The 19,503-nt window shown below is 72.3% G+C and carries 17 protein-coding genes; 5 read left to right on the top strand and 12 right to left on the bottom strand.

Annotated features, from left to right (window positions below):
* Positions 1-25 precede the first annotated feature (25 nt).
* From IT293_13070 to IT293_13050, 5 genes are all read right to left on the bottom strand, one after another.
* Positions 26-871 carry a hypothetical protein gene (locus IT293_13070; GenBank protein ID MCC6765585.1) on the bottom strand — a complete coding sequence of 282 codons (846 nt, stop codon included), beginning with the start codon at positions 869-871 and terminating at the stop codon, positions 26-28.
* The gene (locus IT293_13065) at positions 868-1,407 is read right to left on the bottom strand and encodes a hypothetical protein (protein MCC6765584.1); all 540 of its coding nucleotides are present in this window, start codon (positions 1,405-1,407) and stop codon (positions 868-870) included. The genes IT293_13070 and IT293_13065 overlap by 4 nt, the downstream gene beginning before the upstream one ends.
* Entirely contained in the window at positions 1,404-2,507 is a 1,104-nt protein-coding gene (locus IT293_13060) for a ThiF family adenylyltransferase (protein MCC6765583.1), read from the bottom strand. Before IT293_13060 ends, IT293_13065 begins: the two co-directional genes overlap by 4 nt.
* Positions 2,504-3,004: a hypothetical protein gene (locus IT293_13055; protein MCC6765582.1), complete on the bottom strand. Its 501-nt coding sequence runs from the start codon at positions 3,002-3,004 to the stop codon at positions 2,504-2,506. Before IT293_13055 ends, IT293_13060 begins: the two co-directional genes overlap by 4 nt.
* Positions 3,005-3,074: 70 nt before the next feature.
* Positions 3,075-4,025: a hypothetical protein gene (locus IT293_13050; GenBank protein MCC6765581.1), complete on the bottom strand. Its 951-nt coding sequence runs from the start codon at positions 4,023-4,025 to the stop codon at positions 3,075-3,077.
* A 229-nt stretch (positions 4,026-4,254) separates the two neighbouring features.
* Here IT293_13050 and IT293_13045 point away from each other — a divergent pair, with 229 nt between their 5' ends.
* Genes IT293_13045 through IT293_13035 form a run of 3 tightly spaced genes read left to right on the top strand, consistent with a single transcriptional unit; the run spans position 4,255 to position 7,126 of the window.
* Positions 4,255-5,640: a DEAD/DEAH box helicase gene (locus tag IT293_13045; GenBank protein ID MCC6765580.1), complete on the top strand. Its 1,386-nt coding sequence runs from the start codon at positions 4,255-4,257 to the stop codon at positions 5,638-5,640.
* Positions 5,637-6,470, top strand: coding sequence for a hypothetical protein (locus tag IT293_13040; GenBank protein ID MCC6765579.1), 834 nt, complete (start codon positions 5,637-5,639; stop codon positions 6,468-6,470). Before IT293_13045 ends, IT293_13040 begins: the two co-directional genes overlap by 4 nt.
* The gene (locus IT293_13035; GenBank protein MCC6765578.1) at positions 6,470-7,126 is read left to right on the top strand and encodes a hypothetical protein; all 657 of its coding nucleotides are present in this window, start codon (positions 6,470-6,472) and stop codon (positions 7,124-7,126) included. Before IT293_13040 ends, IT293_13035 begins: the two co-directional genes overlap by 1 nt.
* Before the next feature lie 13 nt (positions 7,127-7,139).
* Here the strand turns inward: IT293_13035 and IT293_13030 are convergent, their stop codons facing one another.
* Positions 7,140-7,889, bottom strand: a complete 750-nt coding sequence (locus tag IT293_13030; protein ID MCC6765577.1) for a rhomboid family intramembrane serine protease — start codon at positions 7,887-7,889, stop codon at positions 7,140-7,142.
* 145 nt (positions 7,890-8,034) lie between these two features.
* A complete protein-coding gene (locus tag IT293_13025; GenBank protein ID MCC6765576.1) occupies positions 8,035-10,356 on the bottom strand; it encodes an MMPL family transporter in 2,322 nt (773 codons plus the stop codon).
* Positions 10,357-10,490: 134 nt separating this feature from the next.
* On the opposite strand from IT293_13025, the gene IT293_13020 reads away from it, so the two are divergent.
* A complete protein-coding gene (locus tag IT293_13020) occupies positions 10,491-11,372 on the top strand; it encodes an MOSC domain-containing protein (protein ID MCC6765575.1) in 882 nt (293 codons plus the stop codon).
* Between the two features lie 13 nt (positions 11,373-11,385).
* On the opposite strand, the gene IT293_13015 is transcribed toward IT293_13020, so the two are convergent.
* From IT293_13015 to IT293_13000, 4 genes are read right to left on the bottom strand one after another with little or no spacing between them, the layout of a single operon-like run.
* Positions 11,386-11,616 (bottom strand): hypothetical protein, encoded by a 231-nt coding sequence (locus IT293_13015; GenBank protein MCC6765574.1) that lies wholly within the window; start codon positions 11,614-11,616, stop codon positions 11,386-11,388.
* The gene (locus IT293_13010) at positions 11,613-13,028 is read right to left on the bottom strand and encodes a DUF1501 domain-containing protein (GenBank protein MCC6765573.1); all 1,416 of its coding nucleotides are present in this window, start codon (positions 13,026-13,028) and stop codon (positions 11,613-11,615) included. Before IT293_13010 ends, IT293_13015 begins: the two co-directional genes overlap by 4 nt.
* 12 nt (positions 13,029-13,040) lie before the next feature.
* Positions 13,041-14,516 carry a DUF1800 domain-containing protein gene (locus tag IT293_13005; protein ID MCC6765572.1) on the bottom strand — a complete coding sequence of 492 codons (1,476 nt, stop codon included), beginning with the start codon at positions 14,514-14,516 and terminating at the stop codon, positions 13,041-13,043.
* 21 nt (positions 14,517-14,537) lie between these two features.
* A complete protein-coding gene (locus tag IT293_13000) occupies positions 14,538-15,530 on the bottom strand; it encodes a hypothetical protein (protein ID MCC6765571.1) in 993 nt (330 codons plus the stop codon).
* Positions 15,531-15,793: 263 nt separating this feature from the next.
* Between IT293_13000 and IT293_12995 the strand changes: the two genes are divergently transcribed.
* Positions 15,794-16,867 carry a phosphotransferase gene (locus tag IT293_12995; GenBank protein ID MCC6765570.1) on the top strand — a complete coding sequence of 358 codons (1,074 nt, stop codon included), beginning with the start codon at positions 15,794-15,796 and terminating at the stop codon, positions 16,865-16,867.
* 58 nt (positions 16,868-16,925) lie between these two features.
* Here IT293_12995 and IT293_12990 read toward each other — a convergent pair whose 3' ends face one another.
* A complete protein-coding gene (locus tag IT293_12990; protein MCC6765569.1) occupies positions 16,926-19,496 on the bottom strand; it encodes a BatD family protein in 2,571 nt (856 codons plus the stop codon).
* Between the last annotated feature and the right edge of the window lie 7 nt (positions 19,497-19,503).

Here is a 19,503-nt window from a genome sequence, read left to right as displayed (position 1 = left end):
CTCCTGGGTGGGGTCGGGTTGGGGGTCATGCCGCGCGCGCGATGGTCACGGCGGTGTCGAGCGCGAGAAAGCGACGCGCGAGAGCGTCGTCGGAAAGCAGCGCCGGCGTCTCCGCGGCGGCGAGGCGGCAGGCGGCAGCGAGCGCGCCGCACGCGTGGTCGAGCGCCACCGCGTCCGCGTCTACGCCGAGCACTTCGAAGCGCAGCGACGCCGGCGCGCCGACGTCGACCGCGGGCCGCGCCAGACGGACGAGGGTCGCGACGCGTCCGAGGAGGCGGGCGACGGCGCGGCGCGCCGTCGCGGAAAGCGCCTGCGGCATCTCGTCGAGGAGCGCGACGGTGACGGCGAGCGTCGCGTCGGGCGCGCGGCGCACGACGGCGCGCGCCGCGAGGTCCGGGACGGCGAGGTCGACGGTCCACTCGTCGGCGCCGCGCGGCGCGGTCGCGAAGCGCGGCGCGGTGATGCGCTCGGGCGCGGCGTTCGTCGCCGGCGCGGCCGCGGCGTCGGACCGCGCGGGCGCGCCGGCGAGCCCCGCGGCCGCCGCCAACGCGCCGACCGCGGCGCGCAGGAGTGATGTCGCGTCGCCGTCTGCCGCGAGCGGCACGTCGGCGCGGAGGCCGATGCCCGCCGTGGTGGCGACCAGGCGTACGCCCGCCGGGAGCGTCGCGTTCCGCTCGAGGGAGCGCCAGTCGTCGAGGACGGCGCGGGATTCTCCGGCCGGCACCGTGAGGTCGAGCCAGTCGCCGTCGCTCACCGCATCGCCGGTGAGCGGGGCGCCCGCGACGTCGGCGGTGAAGCGCCACGCGTCGGGTCCCGCCGGCACGATCACGTCGACCGCCGCCGTCAGTGCCGCGACCGCGCGCGCGTTCACGGCGCCACCTCTGCGACGACGAAATCGACCGCGTCCGGCGCGCCGACCGGCGCCGGAGCGTCCAGGCGCTTCAACGGACGGCGATCGACCGGGAAGCGGTGCGCCTGCTCGCGTGCCCACGCGGCGGCCGCGGGATTCAGCGCGTCGTCGAGCGTGGCCTTGGTGTAGGTGACGATCGCGTGCAGCTGGTAGACGATCTCGACGAGCGAGATGCCGACGCCGGTGTGCCCGAGGCAGACCAGTGGCCCCAGCACGTTCGGGTGCCAGAGGCGCGGGCGGAGCCAGGTCACGAGCATGCGCGGGTCGACCGCGCGCAGGTGGTCTTCGCGGAACGTGATGCCGGCCCAGAAGTCGTCGCCCTCGACGATCGTTCCCGTCTCGGTCTCGACGAGCCCGGCGCAGCGGAAACGCGCGACCCAACGGCGCGTCGGCGGGCCGTCGAGCGGCACGAGCTCGAGCAGGTCGCTCGCGGCGGCGAGCGCCAGGCCTTGCGTGCGTTGCGTCTCGAGGAAGTCGCGGAGCTTCGGATCCATCATGGTGCGTCACCTCCACATTCGAAATGGACGACCGTGCGGCCGTCGGTCGCGCCGACGACGTCGCCGGCGCGGAGCCCGAGCCGCGCGAGCGGTAGCGCGGCGACGGCCGCCGGCTGCGTCGGGTCGAGCCGCTCGTGCGCGTCGAAGCCGCCGACCTCGCGCGCGGCGCCGCAGGCGGGGCAGGCGAGAGCGGTCGCGTCGAGGCGGCCGCGGAGATGCGGCGCGAGCGACTGCGCGTTCCGGCACCGCACGCACGTGAGCCGGGTCGCGAAGAGATGGCCGGGCACGCCGAGCTCGACGGCGTCGCCCCTGAGCGCGCGGCGCGCGAGCGCGAACGCGTCGGCGAGCGTCGCGGTCGCCACGCTCGGCGTGAGCGGGAGGAGCGCGAAGGCGCGGTGATCGAAGCGGCAGTCGGGGTTGCGGGCGAACCGGGTCACCACCATGCGGTGCGTGTCGGCGGCGACGACCACTTCGCGCCCGGCGCCGTCGAAGGCGTCCTCGGCGGCGAGGAGCCGCCGGCACTCGAGCGCCTGCAGCGACGCCGCGAGCGCCCCGAGGGCGCTCGGCGCCCGGGTCGGCGTCCACGACGCGCCCGCGAGGCAGGGCCGCTCCGTGTCGGCGAGCGCGTAGTCGCCGTCGTCCCACGCGCATTCGTGACAGGGCGCCGCGGCGTCGGTGCGGTAGATGCTCACGCGTGCGAGGCGCTGATCGCCGTTCACGCCGGCGTCGATCCAGGGCATGCCGAGGCGCGTCGCGATCGTGTTGAGCGAGCGCCGGGCGCCCTTGGAGTCGACGGCGCCGAGCACCACGTCGCCCCGCATGCGCCCGAGCGGCACGTTCTCGACGACGTCCGCGATCGCGTCGACCGCGAGCGTGCCGTCGATCTCGCGCAGCACTCGCCGCTGCACGGCGACCTTCAGATGTCCGAGGTCGCGACGGCGGATGTTCTGACCCCAGAGGTTGCGTTCGTCGTAACGGTCGCCGTCGACGAGCACGACCCGTCCGATGCCCGGCGTGCGCGCGAGGTGGGGGACGAGCTGACTGCCGATGCTGCCGCCGGCGCCGACGACCACGACCGTGGCTCCGCGGGTGGCCGTCATCCGAGCACCATCGGGTCGAAGCGGAAGGGCGCGTCGAAGGCGGTCGCCTGGTCGCACGAGGCGCAGACGGCCGCGTACGTCCAGCACTGCCGCTCCGCGCTCTCGTGGTGCCAGATGCCGCACGCGGGGCATGCCACGGCGGCCGCGCCGCTCGCGATCACGACCGTGCAGCGCGGGCAGCGGAGCGGACGCTCGCTCGGCGGCAGCGGCGTGACGACCGGGCGCGCCTCGGTCGAGAAGTAGAGGCGCGCGCCGTCGATCAGGAGCTCGTCACGGTCGCGGAGGACCGCGATGCCGGTCGCGAGCGGCGCGCCGTTCACGCGCACCGTCGCGGGCCCGAGCACGAGCCAACGCGCGCCGCCGGTGAGGTCCGCGCGCGCGAGCGTCGCGTCGCCGACGGTGCACGTCGCGTCGATCAGCCGGCGGGACCAGCGCGGCGCGTGGTCGTCGCGGGCGGCTGCGGTGTCGGGAGCGGGGGCGGTCCAGAGGTGCGGCATGCGCGGTACATGCGCACGTTCCGGACCGCCCGGGCGGTCCCGGCGAAAGGAAATTCCCGGCGAACCTCCTTTAGGCGACGCGATGCCGCGGCAGGGGGTGCGTCGTGCGGGCGCTCCGGTCGTCGCGTGCTCCCGGGTCGGCGGCCGGCGGCACGGCGGCGGAGGCGCCGAGGCCGAACTTCCCGAGGTACGCATCCATGAAATCGGGACCGCAAAGCGGCGCCTCGCGACAGGCCTGCTCGCGCGTCCGCGGCGGCCGAACGCGGGTCGGAGCGCGGTCGAGGATGACATCCGATTTCCACTCGTCGATGAACTCGAGCGACCCGACCTTGGGCGGGATCATGCCGCTCAGCTCGACGATCGAGAGGCCCGGACCCTCGAGCAGACTCGCGTGGCGCGTGCGGAGGAGGTGGGCGAAGCCGATGTTCGTCTCACCGTCCATGGCGAAGAAGGAGAGGAAGTGCGGACCGTCGATCCAGAGCTGGTCCCGCACCACGTAGCCGTAGGTGCGCCACGGCTTCTTGTTCTCGACGGGGCGGCGCTCAGCGTGGGTCTCGGCGTAGAGGTCGCGGAAGTACTTGCAGGGGCGATGGTATTGCGGAAACTCGATGTCGGCGCGGTTGCGGCGCTCCAGCACGCCCGACATCTCGCGCGTCAGCACGGCGCGGCCGCGCTCGAGGTAGGTGAAGTAGTTGAGGAGGCGGTTCAGGATCGCGTTCTCGATCACGCAGCCGCTGCGCGCGATGGCCTTGCGCTGATCGTCGTCGCTGAGCGGCAGCCGGGTCGCGGTCACGAACAGGACGAGCCGGGCGCTCTCGCCGGAGATGCTCGCGGGCCAGGGACTGTCGGCGGCGTTCACGACGTCGAAGGACCGGGCGAGACCCGTGGTGCTCAGCGCCCAGAGGACGTGGCCCATCGCCGTCCCGTCACGGAACCAGTGGATCTTCCAATCTTCCGGGTCGCGGTCGCGGTTGAGGGGGAACATGAAGGGGTGCACGAGCATGCCGGCGCGATCTTGCATCTTGCTTCCTCCTGGCCGCGGGCTGTGGGGGGCGGCCGTGCACCGCGTTAGCACAGGGGGCAGGTTGTCCCGCCAGCAATTTCCGCATGCTGGTGACGTGCCGGATCGTATTTTGGCGCGCAATCTCCGAAGCCCCGTTGAATTCGAGGCTTGACGGGATCGGACAGCGCGCGCGCCTGACCGTTTGCTCAGGAACGACTTTCATCGGATAAGCACCGGTCGGGTTCTCATGACGACGTCCTTCAGCGAATTCGCTCTCATCCCCGCGCTCACCGAGGCCGTCGCCGACATGGGGTTCACGCGGCCGACGCCGATCCAGGCGGAGGCGATTCCCGTCGCGTTGGCGGGACGTGATCTCATCGGGTGCGCGTCGACCGGCACCGGCAAGACGGCGGCGTTCCTGCTGCCGATCCTCCAGCGCCTCAGCACCGGTCCCCGCAACGTCTGCCGCGGGCTCGTCCTGTCGCCGACGCGCGAGCTCGCGCTCCAGATCGACGAGCAGGCGCTCGCCCTCGGCTACCACCTCGGCATCACGGCGGTGTCGGTCGTCGGCGGCGTCGACATGCGGCCGCAGGAGAGGGCGCTGCGCGCCGGGGCCGAGATCGTCGTCGCGACGCCTGGGCGCCTCCTCGACCACATGCGGTTCGACTACGTCGACCTGAAGTCGCTCGAGGTCCTCGTCCTCGACGAGGCCGACCGCATGCTCGACATGGGGTTTCTTCCGGACATCAAGAGGATCTTGCGCGCGCTTCCCGTCGACCGTCAGACCTTGATGTTCTCGGCGACGATGGCGCCCGAGATCCGCCAGCTCGCGGGCGACATCCTGCGCGACCCGGTGCCGATCCTGATCGGCGGCGCGCAGCGGGTCGCGAGCGGCATCGTGCAGAGCGTCTATCCGGTCGCGCAGGATCGGAAGACGCCGCTCCTCACGACGCTCATCAAGCAGCAGCAGTGGCGCTCCGTTCTGGTGTTCGTGAAGCGCAAGGCCGACGCCGACCGGCTGGCGCGCGCCATCACGCGCGGCGCCTCGCCGGCGACGAGCATCCACTCCGACCGCCGGCAGGAGGATCGGGTGGCGGCGCTCGAGGCGTTCCGCCGCGGCGAGTATCCCGTGATGGTCGCAACCGACGTCGCGGCGCGCGGCATCGACGTCGAGGGCATCTCGCACGTCGTCAACTACGACGTGCCGTTCTCCTCCGACGACTACATCCATCGCGGCGGCCGGACGGCGCGCGCCGGGGCCGTTGGCGAGGTGCTGACCTTCGTCGCCCCCGAGGAGGAAGACGAGCTGCAGTCCATCGAGAAAGCGATCGGGATGACGTTGCCGCGGGTGATCCTGCCGAACTTCGACCACGGCGTGCACGAGCACGTGCCGCGCCCGGTGGTCGAGGACGATCGCGGCGGGCGTGGACGGCGCGGCCGCGCCCCACGTCGCGGCGGTGCGGGACGCGGCCGCGGACGCGCGGGCGCGGCCGCCTCTGCGGTGCCGGTCGCGACCTCCGCGGCGGCGGCGAGCGACGGCGGCGACGGCGCGGCGAGCGCGCCCGCCAAGCGCCGCCGGCGGCGTCGGCGGCGGCCCGCCGGATCCTCCCCCTCCGCGGTGCCCGTCGAATGAGGCCGGACGCGGTCCAGGGAATCGCGGCGGCCCTCGCGGCCGCCGTGGTCGCGACGGGTGCGCTCGCGGCGTCGCCGCCCTCGCGCGTGAACGTGCTCGTGCTGAAGGAGCACGGGGTCGGCGGCGCGTCGCTCGCGCAAAGCTACCTCGACCGCTTCATCGCGCTCGCCGCGAAGCAGTACGGCTGGGGCAACGACGCGCACGGGCAGTACCACACGACGCGCGCCGCCGCCGAGGCGTACATCCGCGACGAGAAGCCGCATTTCGGCATCCTCTCGCTCGCCGCCTTTCTCGCGTTGCAGAAGAAGTACCAGCTCGAGGTGCTCGGGACGGTGCTCGTGTCGCGCGCCGGCGGCCAGCAGTACTTCCTCATCAGCAAGAACGCGCCCGACGCCAAGGGCTGCTTCGGCAAGACGATGGCGACCGACCATGCCGACGACCCCCGCTTCCTCGAGCGCGTCGTCTCCGGACGAGCGTTCGTGCTCGGCGACTTCCAGCTCGTCGAGACCCAGCGTCCCCTGCAGGCGATCAAGAAGGTGCTGACCGGCGAGGCCGAGTGCGCGCTCGTCGACGACGCGCAGATGGCCGAGCTCCCCCACATCGACGGCGCCGAAGGCATCCGGTCGGTATGGGAGAGCGCGAAGTTCCCGTCGATGACGGTGGTCGCGTTCGGCACCACGCCGGCCGCGGAGCGCAAGAAGTTCAAGGACGGCCTCAGCCGGGTGTGCGACGGCGAAGGAAAGACCGCGTGCGCCGAGGTCGGCATCATCGCGCTCGCGGGCGCCGACGCCGGCAGGTACGCGGCCGTCGAGAAGGCGTACGGCAACTGATGCGCCGCGCCGTGGCCGCCGTCGTGCTCGCGTCGCTCGCCGCCTGCGGGCCGCTCAAGGGCATCAAGGTGCCGCTGCCGCTCCGCGCGCCCGTCGACTGCCTCGCGGTTTCCGACGAGCTCGAGGCGCTCGTCGAGAAGGGTACGGATACGCCCGAGGCGCGCGAGGCCGCGTACGACAAGGTCCGCCAGGCGTCGTGCAGCGAAACGGCGGGGGCGGCGTTCGGGCGCGCCGCCGTGACCGGCCGGCTCGTGCAACAGAAGGGCCTCCTCGCCGCCAACCTGGTGCGCGACGTCGAGTTCTACGCGCGCCGGAGCCGCGAACTCGATCCCGGGTTCCGCGGGGAAGCGGCGACCCGCATGCTCGGCACGCTCTACGTGCTCGCGCCCGCCGCGCTCATCAAGCACGGCGACTCCGAGACCGGCCTCGAGATGCTCGAGACCCTGACGCGGAACCATCCGGACCTGCCGGAGAACCATCTCCGCCTCGCCGAGGCCTACGTCTCGCTCGGCGACAACGCGTCGGCGCGCCCGCACGTCTGCCTGTGCCTGCCGATGCGGACGCGCATGCGGCGCGACGAGCAGAATCTGCTCAATCAGCTCTTCGCCCAGCTCACCGCGGGCGGGAAGAGCCTCGGCTGCGACGCTCCGAACTGAGCGATCGCCCGCGTCAGGAGCGCTCCGGCAGCCACCGGTGGCGGCGGTGCTCGATCAGGAGGTCCTGACGGACGAGCGGCTTCACCAGGACGACGCCGGCGACGAAGCCGCCGATGTGGGCCCAGAACGCGACGCCGCCGCCATCGTGCGCGCCGGTCATGAGGCCGCTCGCGAGCTGGAGGAAGGCCCAGTAGAGCAGCATCACCCAGGCGGGCAGCGCCATGCGGGTGAGGATGATTCCGAGCGGGACGATGCAGAACACGCGAACCCGCGGGAAGAGCACGAGGTAGGCGCCCATGACGCCGCTGATGGCGCCCGACGCCCCCACCATCGGCACCACCGACGTCGGGTTCGTGACGGCCTGCGCGAGCGCCGCCGTGAGCCCGCACGTCAAGTAGAACGCGAGGAACGCCCCGCGGTTCATCGAGTCCTCGATGTTGTTCCCGAAGAGCCAGAGGAACCACATGTTGCCGAGCAGGTGCATCCACGAGCCGTGCAGGAACATCGACGAGAGGATGTTGCCGACCTGCCGCCCCGGGTCGGTGAGGCAGGCGATGCCGTTGCCCATCGGGAAGCGCGACCCCACCGGCCGCGTCTGCAGAAGCTCCGCTGGGATGAGCCCGAGCTCGCAGACCGACTTCGCGAGCGGCAGCTCCGCCCCCGCGCCCTGCAAGAGCATCCACGCCACGACGTTCAGGCCGATGAGGACGAACGTGACGACCGGCGTGCGCTGGGTCTCGTTCTCGTCGTGGTAGGGGAACATGAGCGCTGCGGTTCTAACGGTCCCGTCATGCGGGTGCCACCCGGCGCAGGCGGCGCTCGACGACGCCCGCTTCGTCGTCGCCCTGCTCGGCGAGTTCCCGGCGTAGTCGGATCCGGCTGTTTCCGGCGGACCGAAGGCCGCGGCGTCAGCGATCCGACGGCTTCTCGCGGAAGAGGATCCACAACGCCGCCGGCAGCGCGGTGAAGTCGGCGATCATCGACAGCACGAATGCCAGCGCCGCGAGCATGCCGAACTGCGCGATCGGCGGCAGCTCGGCGAACCCGAAGGCGACGAAGCCGCCGGCGTTGATCATGGTCGCGAAGAGGATGGCGCGGCCCGCGACGAGCAGCGTGTGGGTGAGGGCGTGCTCGACGTCGCCGTCCTTCCGGCCCTCGAGGAAGTGGTAGAAGAAGTGGATCTGGTCGTTCTCGGACGTGCCGAGCACGGTCGACGCGATCAGGATCGTCGCGATGTTGAGCTGCATGCCCGTGAGCCGCATCACGAGGAACATCACGAGGATCGCGAAGATCGACGGGATCATCGCCATGAGCCGCGCCGTGCCGCTGCGGAACACGACGAAGAACGCGGCGAAGATGATGACGACCGTGAGGATGAAGCTCTCGACGAGGGTCGGTACGAGGCCCTGCGCCATCTTCGCGTGCAGCGGGGCGAGCCCGACGATCTGGAGCTCGAACGCTTTCAAGGCCGGGACGTTCGCGACGGTCCCGGCCCACGCCGCGCGGATGCCGTCGGCGAGCCGCTTCAGGTCCTCGTATTCTGGCTTGCGGCTGACGACGGTGATCTGGGCCTCCGCGAGCTCGTGCGGCTGGACGAAGCGCTGCAGGAGCGGCTCCTGGCCGACGAGCCCTTCGAGCTGGCCCGCCGCCTCCTCGACCTGGCCGGGGTCCGCCGGCCAGGTGTCGCCCTGGCCGCCGATGTAGCGGATCATGCGGAGGATCGTCGTCGGCCCGACGACGGCGCCGACGTCGGGGTTCCGCTCGAGCGCCTTCTGGAACTCGTGGATGCCGTTGAGCACCGCGGGCTCCGAGACGCTGCCGAGGCTGCCCTTCAGCCACACCTGCGTGACCGACAAGCCGGGGATCTGCGGCTGCAGGCGCTGGATGTCGAGGTAGAGCGGCGCCTCGGGGTTCATGTACGCGGCCGGGTTCGTCAGGATCTTCATCGGCGCGACGACGCCGGGGAGCCCGAGCAGGGCGATCGCTCCGAGCGCCGAGAGGACGAGCGAGCTCGTGACGAGCGGCCAGCGCCAGCGGTAGGTCGCGCGCGGCAGCCAGTCCGCGACGCGTTGGATCCACGGGCCGAAGGTGCGACGCTCCTGGCCCGTCGGCGTCCGGAGGATCGCCTGCAGGGCCGGAAAGAGGGTGAGCGTGACGACCCAGACGGCGGTGAGGCCGAGCGCGACCCAGATGCCCATCTCGCGGATCGGCCGGATGTCGGAGACCGCGAGCGCCGCGAAGCCGACCGCGGTCGCGAAGATCGACGCGGTGCAGGCCACGAACTTGTTGACGTACGAGAAGACCTGGTGCGCCACGACCTCGCGATCGGGCGGCCGGTCGACGAAGCGCGAGTGCAGGTACACGAGCGTCGCCGTCGCCGTCACGAGGATCGTCATCGGCACCATCGGCGACACGATCGTGAGCGTCCCGTCGAGGATCCCGATGATGCCGACCGAGAACGCCAGGCAGACCGCGAGCGTGATCAGGAACGCGAGGAGCGTCGCCACCGAGCGGTAGAGGATGAGGTTCAGCGCGACGACGAACGCCAGGAAGAGCACGAAGTACTTCCAGGCCTCTTGTTGCGTTTCGTCGAGGTACTGATCGACCCAGGGCGCGCCGAGCTCGGTGAGCTTCTCGAGCGGGGCCGGCTTCGCGCGATATTTCCCGATCGCCCGCTCGATCGCGTCGAGCGCCGTCCGCCGCTCCTCGGTGTTGGCGACGTCGAAGATGAGGCCGATCGCGAGGTAGCGATCGCCGACGAGGCCCTGCTGCTTGAAGAGGTCGGTGCCGGAGACGAAGGCGCGGAACGCGGCCAGGTCCTCGGGGGTCGGCTCGAAGCCGGCCCTGGCGCGCCGGTAGATCGAGAGGGTGGAGTTCACCGTGACGTGGTCGATGCCGGCGAGCGATCGCTCGATCTCGTCGACGCGCGCGACCACGGCCGGCGCCAGCGGATCGGGCGCCTCGGCGAGGAGGAGCGCGAACTCGCCCTCGCCGAAGACCTGCTCGAAGGCGCGGGTCGCGACGACGTCGGGGTCGGTCGCGATGATCAGCCGGTCGACCGAATTGTCCTGCTGGACCCTGGCGGCGTAGAAGGCGGCCGGCGGCAGGAGCACCGCGTAGAAGGCGATCACCAGCCAGCGCCGCGCGATGACGGCGGCGAAGAAGCGCGCGAGGGGTCCGGTCCCGTCCACGGGCTCGGCGTCGGCCCGGAGCCGGGTCGGTGCGGCCATCGGGGGAGGGAGGTAGCACATGGCCCCGCCGGGCGCACGGCCCCCGCCAACGGGATCGCACGGCTCGGGGCGCCGAGGGGAACGGTCGAAGCGCGTGTCGATTCACCCGCGCGTTCCTGCTACGGCACCGCTCCATGGCGAACGGCACGACGGTCGGGCGGATCGAGGACATCCGGCGCTACCCGGTGAAGAGCATGGGCGGCGAGCAGCTGGCGACGACGGCGCTCGGGGCGCGCGGAATTCCCGGCGATCGCGCCTGGGCGGTGCGCGACGAGGTGAACGGCGGCATCCGGGGCGCCAAGAAGATCCCGGGGCTCATGCGGCTCGCGGCGGCCTATCCCGAGCCGCCGCCCGCCGAGGGATCGAGCCCCGCCGTCATCACGTTCCCGGACGGCACCACGTGCCGCACCGGCGACGCCGACGTGAACGAACGGCTCTCGCGGGCGCTCGACCACCGCGTGAGCCTCTGGCCGCTCCTGCCCGCCGACGCGCTCGACCACTACCGGCGCGGCGCGCCCACGCACGCCGATTTCGAGCAGGAGATGCGCGCGGTCTTCGGCCGCGCCGAGGGCGAGCCCCTCCCCGACCTGACCGTGTTCCCGCCCGAGCTCTTCGAGTACGAGTCGCCCCTCGGCACGTACTTCGACGCGTTTCCCCTGCTGGTCGTGACGACGGGCTCGCTCGGGACGATGGCGAGCCGTCGGCCGGCGTCGCGCTTCGACGTCCGCCGCTTCCGTCCGAACCTCCTGATCGCGACCGACGAGGCCGCGGCCGGCGACGGCTTCCCCGAGGCGGCCTGGGCCGGGCGGCGCCTCAGCGTCGGCGACGCCGTCCTCCAGCTCCTCGCGGCGTGCCCGCGCTGCGTCATGACGACCCACGGCTTCGGCGACCTGCCGAAGGATCCGGGCGTCATGCGGGCGCTCGTGCAGGAGACGGGTGGGCTGCTCGGGGTCTACGCGAGCGTCGAGACGCCCGGCACCGTGGGGCGCGGCGATTCCGTGACGTTGCTCGACTGACGCGCGCGCTCGGCTAGCTCGCGACCTCCCACGTCCGCGTGCAGCGGTCGCAACGGTAGCTGTCGAGCGGCCAGGGCGCGATGGCCCGATCGTCGCGCGTGCCGAGGTACTGCCAGTCGGCGCGGTGCAGGAGGCGGCATTCGAGGAGCCGCAAGACGCCGGGACGGCCGCCGGGCCAGGTAGCGAGAGCGGCGGCGGTGGCGGCGTCCCCGGCGGAGCTCCGACGGCGGCCGACGGGCTTCACACGAGGAATCCCATGTCGAAGTTCTCCTCGGTCCAGCGCTCCGCGGGGTCGCCGCCGTCGAGCGTGAGGACGTTCGAGAGGATCGTCCCGTGCGGCATGCCGAGCCAGTGCTTCAGGATCGTGCCGTACACGTCGCGCATGTCGGTCGAGCGGAACGGGTCGGCGGCCGCTTGCGAGTATACGGTGTTGCCGTCATCGGAAAGCGCGCTCTCGTTGATGTTGGGGTGGTTGCCGTAGACGCCGCCCTGCACGGCGCCGCCGAGCACGAACATCGGGTACTGCGTGCCGTGGTCGGTGCCGCCGTCGTTCTGCGGCACCCGCCGGCCGAACTCGCTCCAGACCAGCACGACCATCTTGTCGGCGACGCCCATGTCGGCGCAGTCGTCGTAGAAGAGCTTCAGGGAGTCGCCGACCTCGGCGAGGAGCTGCCAGTGATGGCCGTCCGAGGTCGTGCTCCCCTGGTCGGAGTGGGTGTCGTAGCCGCCGGTCGCGCACTGCATGAGGCGCGCCTGGACGTTCGGGACGCCGCTCGCGATGCCGTGGACGACCTTCGCGGCCTCGCGCAGGTTGTACGCCAGGCCCTGGTCGAGCGCGTCGTACGCCTCGTCGAACGCGGCGCGATCCGTCTGGTAGAGGTCGTGCAGGCCGGCATAGCTCTCGGTCGCGAGCAGGGTCGCGACCCCGCTCGTGCCGAGGTACTCGGCGATCGGGAGCGCCTGCGCCGAGGCGCCCTGGTAGAGCGCGTTGAAGGCGGCGCGCTTCCGCGTGACGTCGTCGCCGTAGTCGTCGTCGTAGGGGAAGCGCAGCCAGCGGAGGCGGCGCGCGGCGAGCACGCTCGTCGCGGTCTGCCGGAACTCTCCCGCGACCTCGGACCGCAGGCAGAGGCCCGGGATGTCGCTGCCGCCGTAGTTGGCGGCCAGATAGCGTCCGAGCCACCCCGTGCCCGTGCTGAGCCCGGGCGGCGTGCCGGCCGCGAAGGCGAGCCGCGACTCCTCGTGCGACAGGTTCGGGCGCGGGTAGCCGCAGCCCTGGATGACCGCGACCTTGCCGAGGTCGTAGAGCTGCTTGAGCCCGGCGAGCGCGGGATGGAGCGCGAGCTGGGCGCCGCTCCCGGGGTCGGTGCCGATCAGCGTCGCGCCGAGCGCGGCCGCGCCGATGTTGATGCCGTCGGTGCCGGTCGCGCGCGCGGCGTCGTAGGCGGCGCGCAACGTCGCGCCGCCGTCGTTCACCGGGATCACGGTGTTGAAGCCGTCGTTTCCGCCGTCGAGGAAGATGGAGACGAAGTAGCGGTCGCCGATCGTGTCGGCGAAGGCTTTGCGCACGAACGGGTTGCCGAGCAGCGCCGGCGCGACGAGCGAGCTCGCCGCGGCCAGGCCGCTGCCCTTGAGGAAGCTGCGTCGTGAGATCGCCATGGGTCGGGTCCTCTAGTGAAGTTGGTGGGCCGGCGACTGCAACAGGAGCGCGAAGAGCCCGTGCAGCTTGCGGCCGCGAGTGTCGAGATCGTTCAAGTTCAAGGCGGAGACGGTGCCGCCGTCGCTCAGGTAGTCGATCAGCGCGGTCCGCTCGTCGGGACTCAGCTGGTCCGTGAGGCCGAGGAGCGCGCTCGCCGCGTCGAGGATCGCGCCGGGAGCCTGCAGGTCCATGGGCATCAGCTTCTCGGGATGGAATCCCCGCTTGCCCTTGACGCGCGTCGCGGCGAGATCGCGCATGAACCGGAAACGCGCGAGGAGCGTCGCGCTGCTGATCCACGCGGCCTCCCAGTCCCAGCCGAAGACGCTCGGCGGGTCGAAGAGACGCTGCCCCATGTCGTCGAGGTGGCCGCGCAGCGAGTCGCTGTCCTCGAGCGCGAGTCCGACGTACTTGCGGCGCTTCGGCACGACCTTGAGGAGCCGGAGCGTGCTGACGACGTAGTCGATGGGCCACTTCACCGACTTCTTGGTGCCGCCGGCGTGCAGCGGCAGGGCGGTCTCGTAGAACGCGTCGTGGGTGAGGATCGTCTTGACGAGCACCCCGACGTCCCAGGTCGTCGCGAAGCCCGACATCGACAGCAACGCGTCGACGAGCGCGGTCGAGGGCGCGCTCCACGCGAAATACTCGAAGAGGCGGCGCGTCATGCGGCGGCCGACGGTGCTCTGACCCTCGCTGTCGCGGTGGCTCAGCAGCGCGTCGATCACGCGGTCGATCTCGCCCGCGCCCTCGCCCGCGGCGGCGAAGTCCACGCCGCCCGCGCCGAACCCGCCGTAGGTGGTGAAGATGACCTTCGGGCCGCGCTCCGGGTAGTCGGCATTGTAGTCGTGGCGGTCTTCGCGGAACACCGGATTGCCGTCGTCGTCGAGGCGCCAGCCGGTGAACGCGCGCGCGATCTGGACGATGTCCTCCTGCGCGTAGTTCGGCTGGCCGGCCTCGTCGAAAACGCCGAGCGAGAAGAGCTCGAGGAGCTCGCGCGCGTAGTTCTCGTTCGGTGTCTTCGGGCGGTTCCGCAGCGTGTCGAGGAAGTCCAGCATCGCCGGGTCCCTGCTGATGCTCTTCAGGAACTGGCGGAAGCTCCCTTTCGCCATCGCGCGCAGGAGGGCGTTTTGCCGCGCCATCCGCTCCGTGCTCTGCACCTTGGCGTTCGCGGTCGCGAAGTGGTCGTGCCAGAAGAGCACGAGCTTCTCGAGGAGCGGCGTCTTCGTCTTGAGCATGAGCTCGAGCCAGCGGTCGTAGACGTCGTCCAGGTCGTCCTTCTTGCCGACCTTGATCGGCTTCGCCTGGAACTTGAGGAGCTTGTCGACGAGCTCTCCGCGCGTGAGGCCGCGCTTCACGAGCTTGGCGACATCCTTCGGCGGTGCGCCGAACCCGGCGCGGCGCATGAGGTGGCGCGTTTCGGCTTCGGTGAGGATGCTGCTGGCGTTGCCCATCGGTCGATCCCTCCGGCGGCGTCAGTCGGTCCCGGGTACCCAGCCCTCGACGGGCGCGCCCGCCTCGATCCAGCGGCGGATCACGTCGACGAGCGTCTCGTCGAGCCTGGCGCGGTGGAGCGGCATGCGCTCCCCGAAGCCGGGCGGCAGGTCTCCGGTGACCTTGTGGAAGGCATAGCTCGTCGCGGGGTCGCCGTGCGTCGCGTCGAGCATCGTGACGCGGCGCCAGCCGGCGGCCGCCGCATCGGCGTTCGTCGGCGTCCTGCCGACGAGGTTGTCGTAGGCGGCGCCGCGCTCGAGCAGCAGGTCCGCCCGGGTGCTCTGCGAGTCGTGGCAGCCGCCGACCGCGCAGGAGCGGTCGAGAATCTGCGTCTGGATGCGGTCGAAGGTCGAGGTGAAGAACGCGCGCGCGTCGCACCCGGCGGGCGACGGCTCGCAGATCATCTTCAGGCGATCGACGTCGGCGCGGGCGCGGCCGGCGATCGGCATCGAGAGCGCCGTCAGGCGGATCGTCTTCACGCCCTTTCGGCAGCGGTCGTTCTTGCGCGGGCCGTCGACCGCGACGTGGACGGCGGTCGGCGCGCCGCAGCGGTCGGCGCGCGCTTCGGGGAGCTCGAGCACGAAGCCGAGGCGCGTCGCGACCGCCTGCATCTCGGGATCGAAGCCGGGCGTGCCGTCGTCGACGGAGTGCGCGACCGTGACCCGGGTCACGCCCGGCGATACGCAGCGCGCGTCCGCGGTGCTGTTGGCGCACACGGAGATCGGAAACTCGCAGCTCCCGTTCACGAGCCCGTCGGCGTCGCACGGATCGCCGTCGGCGCAGCGGACGGTGCGCGGTCGACGCGCCGGCTCGTTGGCGGGAGCGTCGAAGACGGCGAGGCAGTCGCTTTTCGCGCTGCCGCCGCCGCCGACGATCGCCGCCGGGGCGGCGCCCGCCGTGACGACGGCGGCGCAGGCCGCGGCGAGGAGGGCGGTGACGCGCGGCGGCGCGCCGGATGCGATCTGAGGTCGCATGTCCGTGCGGCTCGCACCGCGGTCGAAGGGGGTCCGTGTCCTCGCCACACGTTCCTCGGCAGCAACGCTCGTGCCGCCCGCCCGCGCGTGCCCGCTAGGCTCCGGCGGCCGCTCGGGCGTCACGCCGATGACGGACGGCGGACGCGTGGCGCCGGTCGGCCCTCCGGCGGCGCCGCGCTTTGTCAGCCCGGGCCGTCACTTGCCCTCCGGACGCTGTGCGCGACGCTTGAAAGCCCCGGGGGGCGGCTGGTACCGACTTCCTCATGGCCGAAGGCGCCGGCGAGAGCCTCCGACACGAGACCGGCGAGGTGCGTGCGGCGCATCGCTTCGACGTCGGCGCGCTCGAAGACTACATGCGCACGCACGTCGCAGGGTTTCGCGGCCAGCTGTCGGTGCGCCAGTTCACGGGCGGGCAGTCGAACCCGACCTTCCTCCTCGCCGCCGCGAGCGGACGCTACGTCATGCGCAAGAAGCCGCCCGGGAAGCTCCTCGCCTCCGCGCACCAGGTCGACCGCGAGTACCGGGTGATCCACGCGCTCGCGTCGACCGACGTTCCGGTCGCGCGGGTGTACGCGCTCTGCACCGACGACGCCGTCATCGGCAGCGCCTTCTACGTGATGGACTGCGTCGAGGGCCGCATCTTCCGAGATCCCCAGTTGCCCGGCTGTACACCCGAGGAGCGCAGCGCGATCTACGACGAGATGAACGACGTCATGGCCCGGCTCCATCGCGTCGACTACGAGGCCGTCGGCCTCGGAGACTTCGGAAAGCCCGGCAACTACTTCGAGCGCCAGATCGGGCGCTGGACCAAGCAGTACGAGGCGGCGCGGACCGACGATGTGGAAGCCATGCGGAACCTCATCGCGTGGCTGCCGACGCACATCCCCCCGGGCGACGAGACCTGCATCGTCCACGGCGACTTCCGGCTCGAGAACTCGATCTACCACCCGACCGAGCCGCGCATGCTCGCGATGCTCGACTGGGAGCTCTCGACGCTCGGCCACCCGCTCGCCGACCTCGCCTACAATTGCCTCCTCTACCACATGAACAGCCCGACCCAGGGCACGCTCGCCGGCGTCGATCTCGCCGCGCTCGGCCTCCCGACCGAAGAGGAGTACGTCGCCGACTACTGCCGCCGCATGGGCCGCCCCGACGTCCAGCACTGGAGCTTCTATCTCGCGTTCGCGCTCTTCCGCCTCGCGTCGATCGCGCAGGGCGTCTACAAGCGCGGCCTCGACGGCAACGCGAGCTCGGAGCAGGCGATGATGTACGGCGCGATCTGTCAGCTCCTCGCCCAGCTCGCGTGGGAGATCGTGCACGAGGGCGCCGACCGTTGAGCGCGGCCGGCGCGGGAGCTTCCCCGGTGGACGCCGTGGCGACGCGCCGGCGGGCGACTCAGAGCTCGGCGATGGCGTCGCGGGCGATCCAGCCGCGTTTGCCGTCGGGGCGCGCGACTTGCGCCCAGCCCTCGCGCTCGACGAGCACGCGCAGCACGGCGCCCGGCTTGGACGTGAAATGCGCCGTCCCGTTCGCCGAGGGCTCGAAGCGGACGTCGGTGTCGGTCGCGGCGACGACGACCGCGAAGGTCGGCGCGTCGACGGTCGCGATGCGATAGGCGGCGGCCGTGCCCGTGACCGCGAGCCCGATGCCGGCGGCGAGCGCTGCGGCGCGGCCGGCGCGCGCGGCGTTCGGCAGGAGGCGGGCGGCCGAGAGCGCGGCCATGAGCAGGAGGAAGCACGCGCCCGCGCCCGCGACGAGCTCGTCGCTCGAGGCGCGCGCCGCGAGCGGGAAGGCGAGGCGCGCCCAGAGCGGCGTCGGGTCGCCGTCGCCGGTCTTCCCGCGCGCGTAGCCGAGATTCGCGCGCAGATCGGGATCGCGCGGGGCGAGGCGGCGCGCCCGCTCGTAGGCGAGCACCGCGTGGCCGATGTCGCCCGTCTTGAACCAGGCGTTGCCGAGGTTGAAGTGGAGGTTGCCGCTCTCGACGCCCGCCGCCAGCACCTTCTCGTAGGCAGCGACCGCCTCGGGATACTTCTCGTCGCCGTAGAGCGTGTTGCCGCGGGAGAAGAACGCCTGCGGCGTTTCGCTCGCCGGGTCGGCCGCGCCGGCGACGCCCGCCGCGACGATGCCGGCGAGCAGTCCCGCGGCGAGCATCGCCGCGAGCGGCGGGCCGAGGCGGCGCTCGCGCTCGAGGGCGCGGACGATCGCGTCGGCGCGGGCGAGCGTCCGCCGCATGTCCTCGTCGCCGGCCGCGCCGGGCGCGAAGCGGACCTGCTCGCAATGGGCGAGGAGGTCGCGGGCGAGTTGGGTGACGTCGGCGCCGACGCCGCGGCTCGCGAGGTGCGCCGCGACCGTGTCCGGCTCGACCGCGCCCGGCGCGAGCTGCAGCTTGGCCGAGAGGTAGTCGGTGAGGGCGGCCGCGACGGCATCGTAGAACGAGGTCTGGTTCCCGGGACGGAGCGCGTACTTCGCGGCCTCGAGCGCGCGGCGCGCCTCACGGCCCGCGCGCGTGAAGCGCGCGTACCCGGCGTCGCCGCGGAGGCGCCGGCGCCGCCGGTCGAACGCCACGACGCCGATCCACGCCGCGAACGCTGCCGCCTGCACGAGCCAGAACACGGCGTTCCGGTAGAGGCGCGCGCCGATCGGCCGCAGCCGTCCGGGCGTGTCCTTGATGAAGACGAGGTCGTGGCCGAGCGTCTCGGGCTTCGGCGCGGGCGCGGCGGGCGCGGCGCCGACGACGTGCGACGGGGCGCTCCCGGCGGCGCGCGGCGCGACGCGCAGCGGGATCGGCGCGTGGGTGGCGGTCCGGTACGCGCCGGCGGTCGGGTCGAAGTAGCTGAAGCGGAGCGTCGGCAGCTCCAGGGCGCCGGCGCGCTCGGGAATGACGACCTGCTCGAAGACGCGCTCCTGGACGTTCGCGACGGCGGCGGGCTCTGAGCCCGTGCTCGTCTGCTGCGGCGGGTAGACGCGGAGCGCGTCGCCCGCGGCGATCGCCGGCGGCGTGACGTTCTCGAGGCTCCCGGTCCCGCGCATCGTGAGGGTCACCGTGACGGGGTCGCCCGCCGCGACCTCGAGCGGCGCCGCCTTCACCTCGAAGTCGAACGTGCCGACCGCGCCCGAGAAGTCGGCGGGCTTGCCGGCGTCGGGGAGCGGGAGGACCGTCAATGTCAGCGGATCCGACGTCGCTTCGAGGCGACGCTGTTCGCCGCCGAAGAAGGGATCGTTGAAGAAGCGGTCGAAGCCGCGTCCCGCGCCGCGCCCGCGCACGACCATGGTGAGGCCCATCTCGGCCGGGCCGACCGTCAACGTGCCGCTCCGGAGCGGGGTCAGCACGGTCGCGAAGTCGAGCACCTGGAAGGTGCCGTCGGGCGTCTGCTCCTGGCGTTGGTCGGGCTCGGAGAGCTTGTCGACGGCGAAGCCGTCGCCGGGGACGGTCGGGTACTGGACGTCGGTGACGCGCACCTGGCCGACCAGGAGCTTGACGCGGATCGGCAGCCGCTCGTGCACATAGACGGTCGTGCGCGGCGCCGAGAGCTCGAGCCGGAGCTGGTTGCCCGCCGGGTTGTCGGCGCCGCCGGCGCCGGGCGTCCCCGCCACCACCTCCAGCGTCACGCTGCCGGCGTCGTAGCGCGTGCCGCCGACGGCGACCGTGATCGGTCCGAGCGTCACCTTGCCGGGATTCGGCGCGCTCACCGAGAAGTGGTGGGTGACCGAGGCCGATATCGCGCCGTTCACGAAGCTGACGCGTGACGACGGCCCGCGGTAGCCGACCTTGGCGCCGCCCGCGTTGACGATCTCGGGGACGCCGCTGCTCTGTACGCCCTGCACCTCGACGCCGAGGTCGGCCTCCTCGCCGACCCCGACCCGGGCGCGGTCGAACGTCGCTTTCACGGTGACGCCGGCGCCGGCGGGAGGGGCGGCGGCGCCCACGACGCACAGGGCGAGCGCGACGAACGGCGCGAAGCGCATCGGGCCT

The sequence above is a fragment of the Deltaproteobacteria bacterium genome, assembly GCA_020848745.1.
Taxonomy (GTDB): Bacteria; Desulfobacterota; Binatia; order UTPRO1; family UTPRO1; genus UTPRO1.
This window is presented reverse-complemented; position numbering and strand designations above follow the sequence as displayed.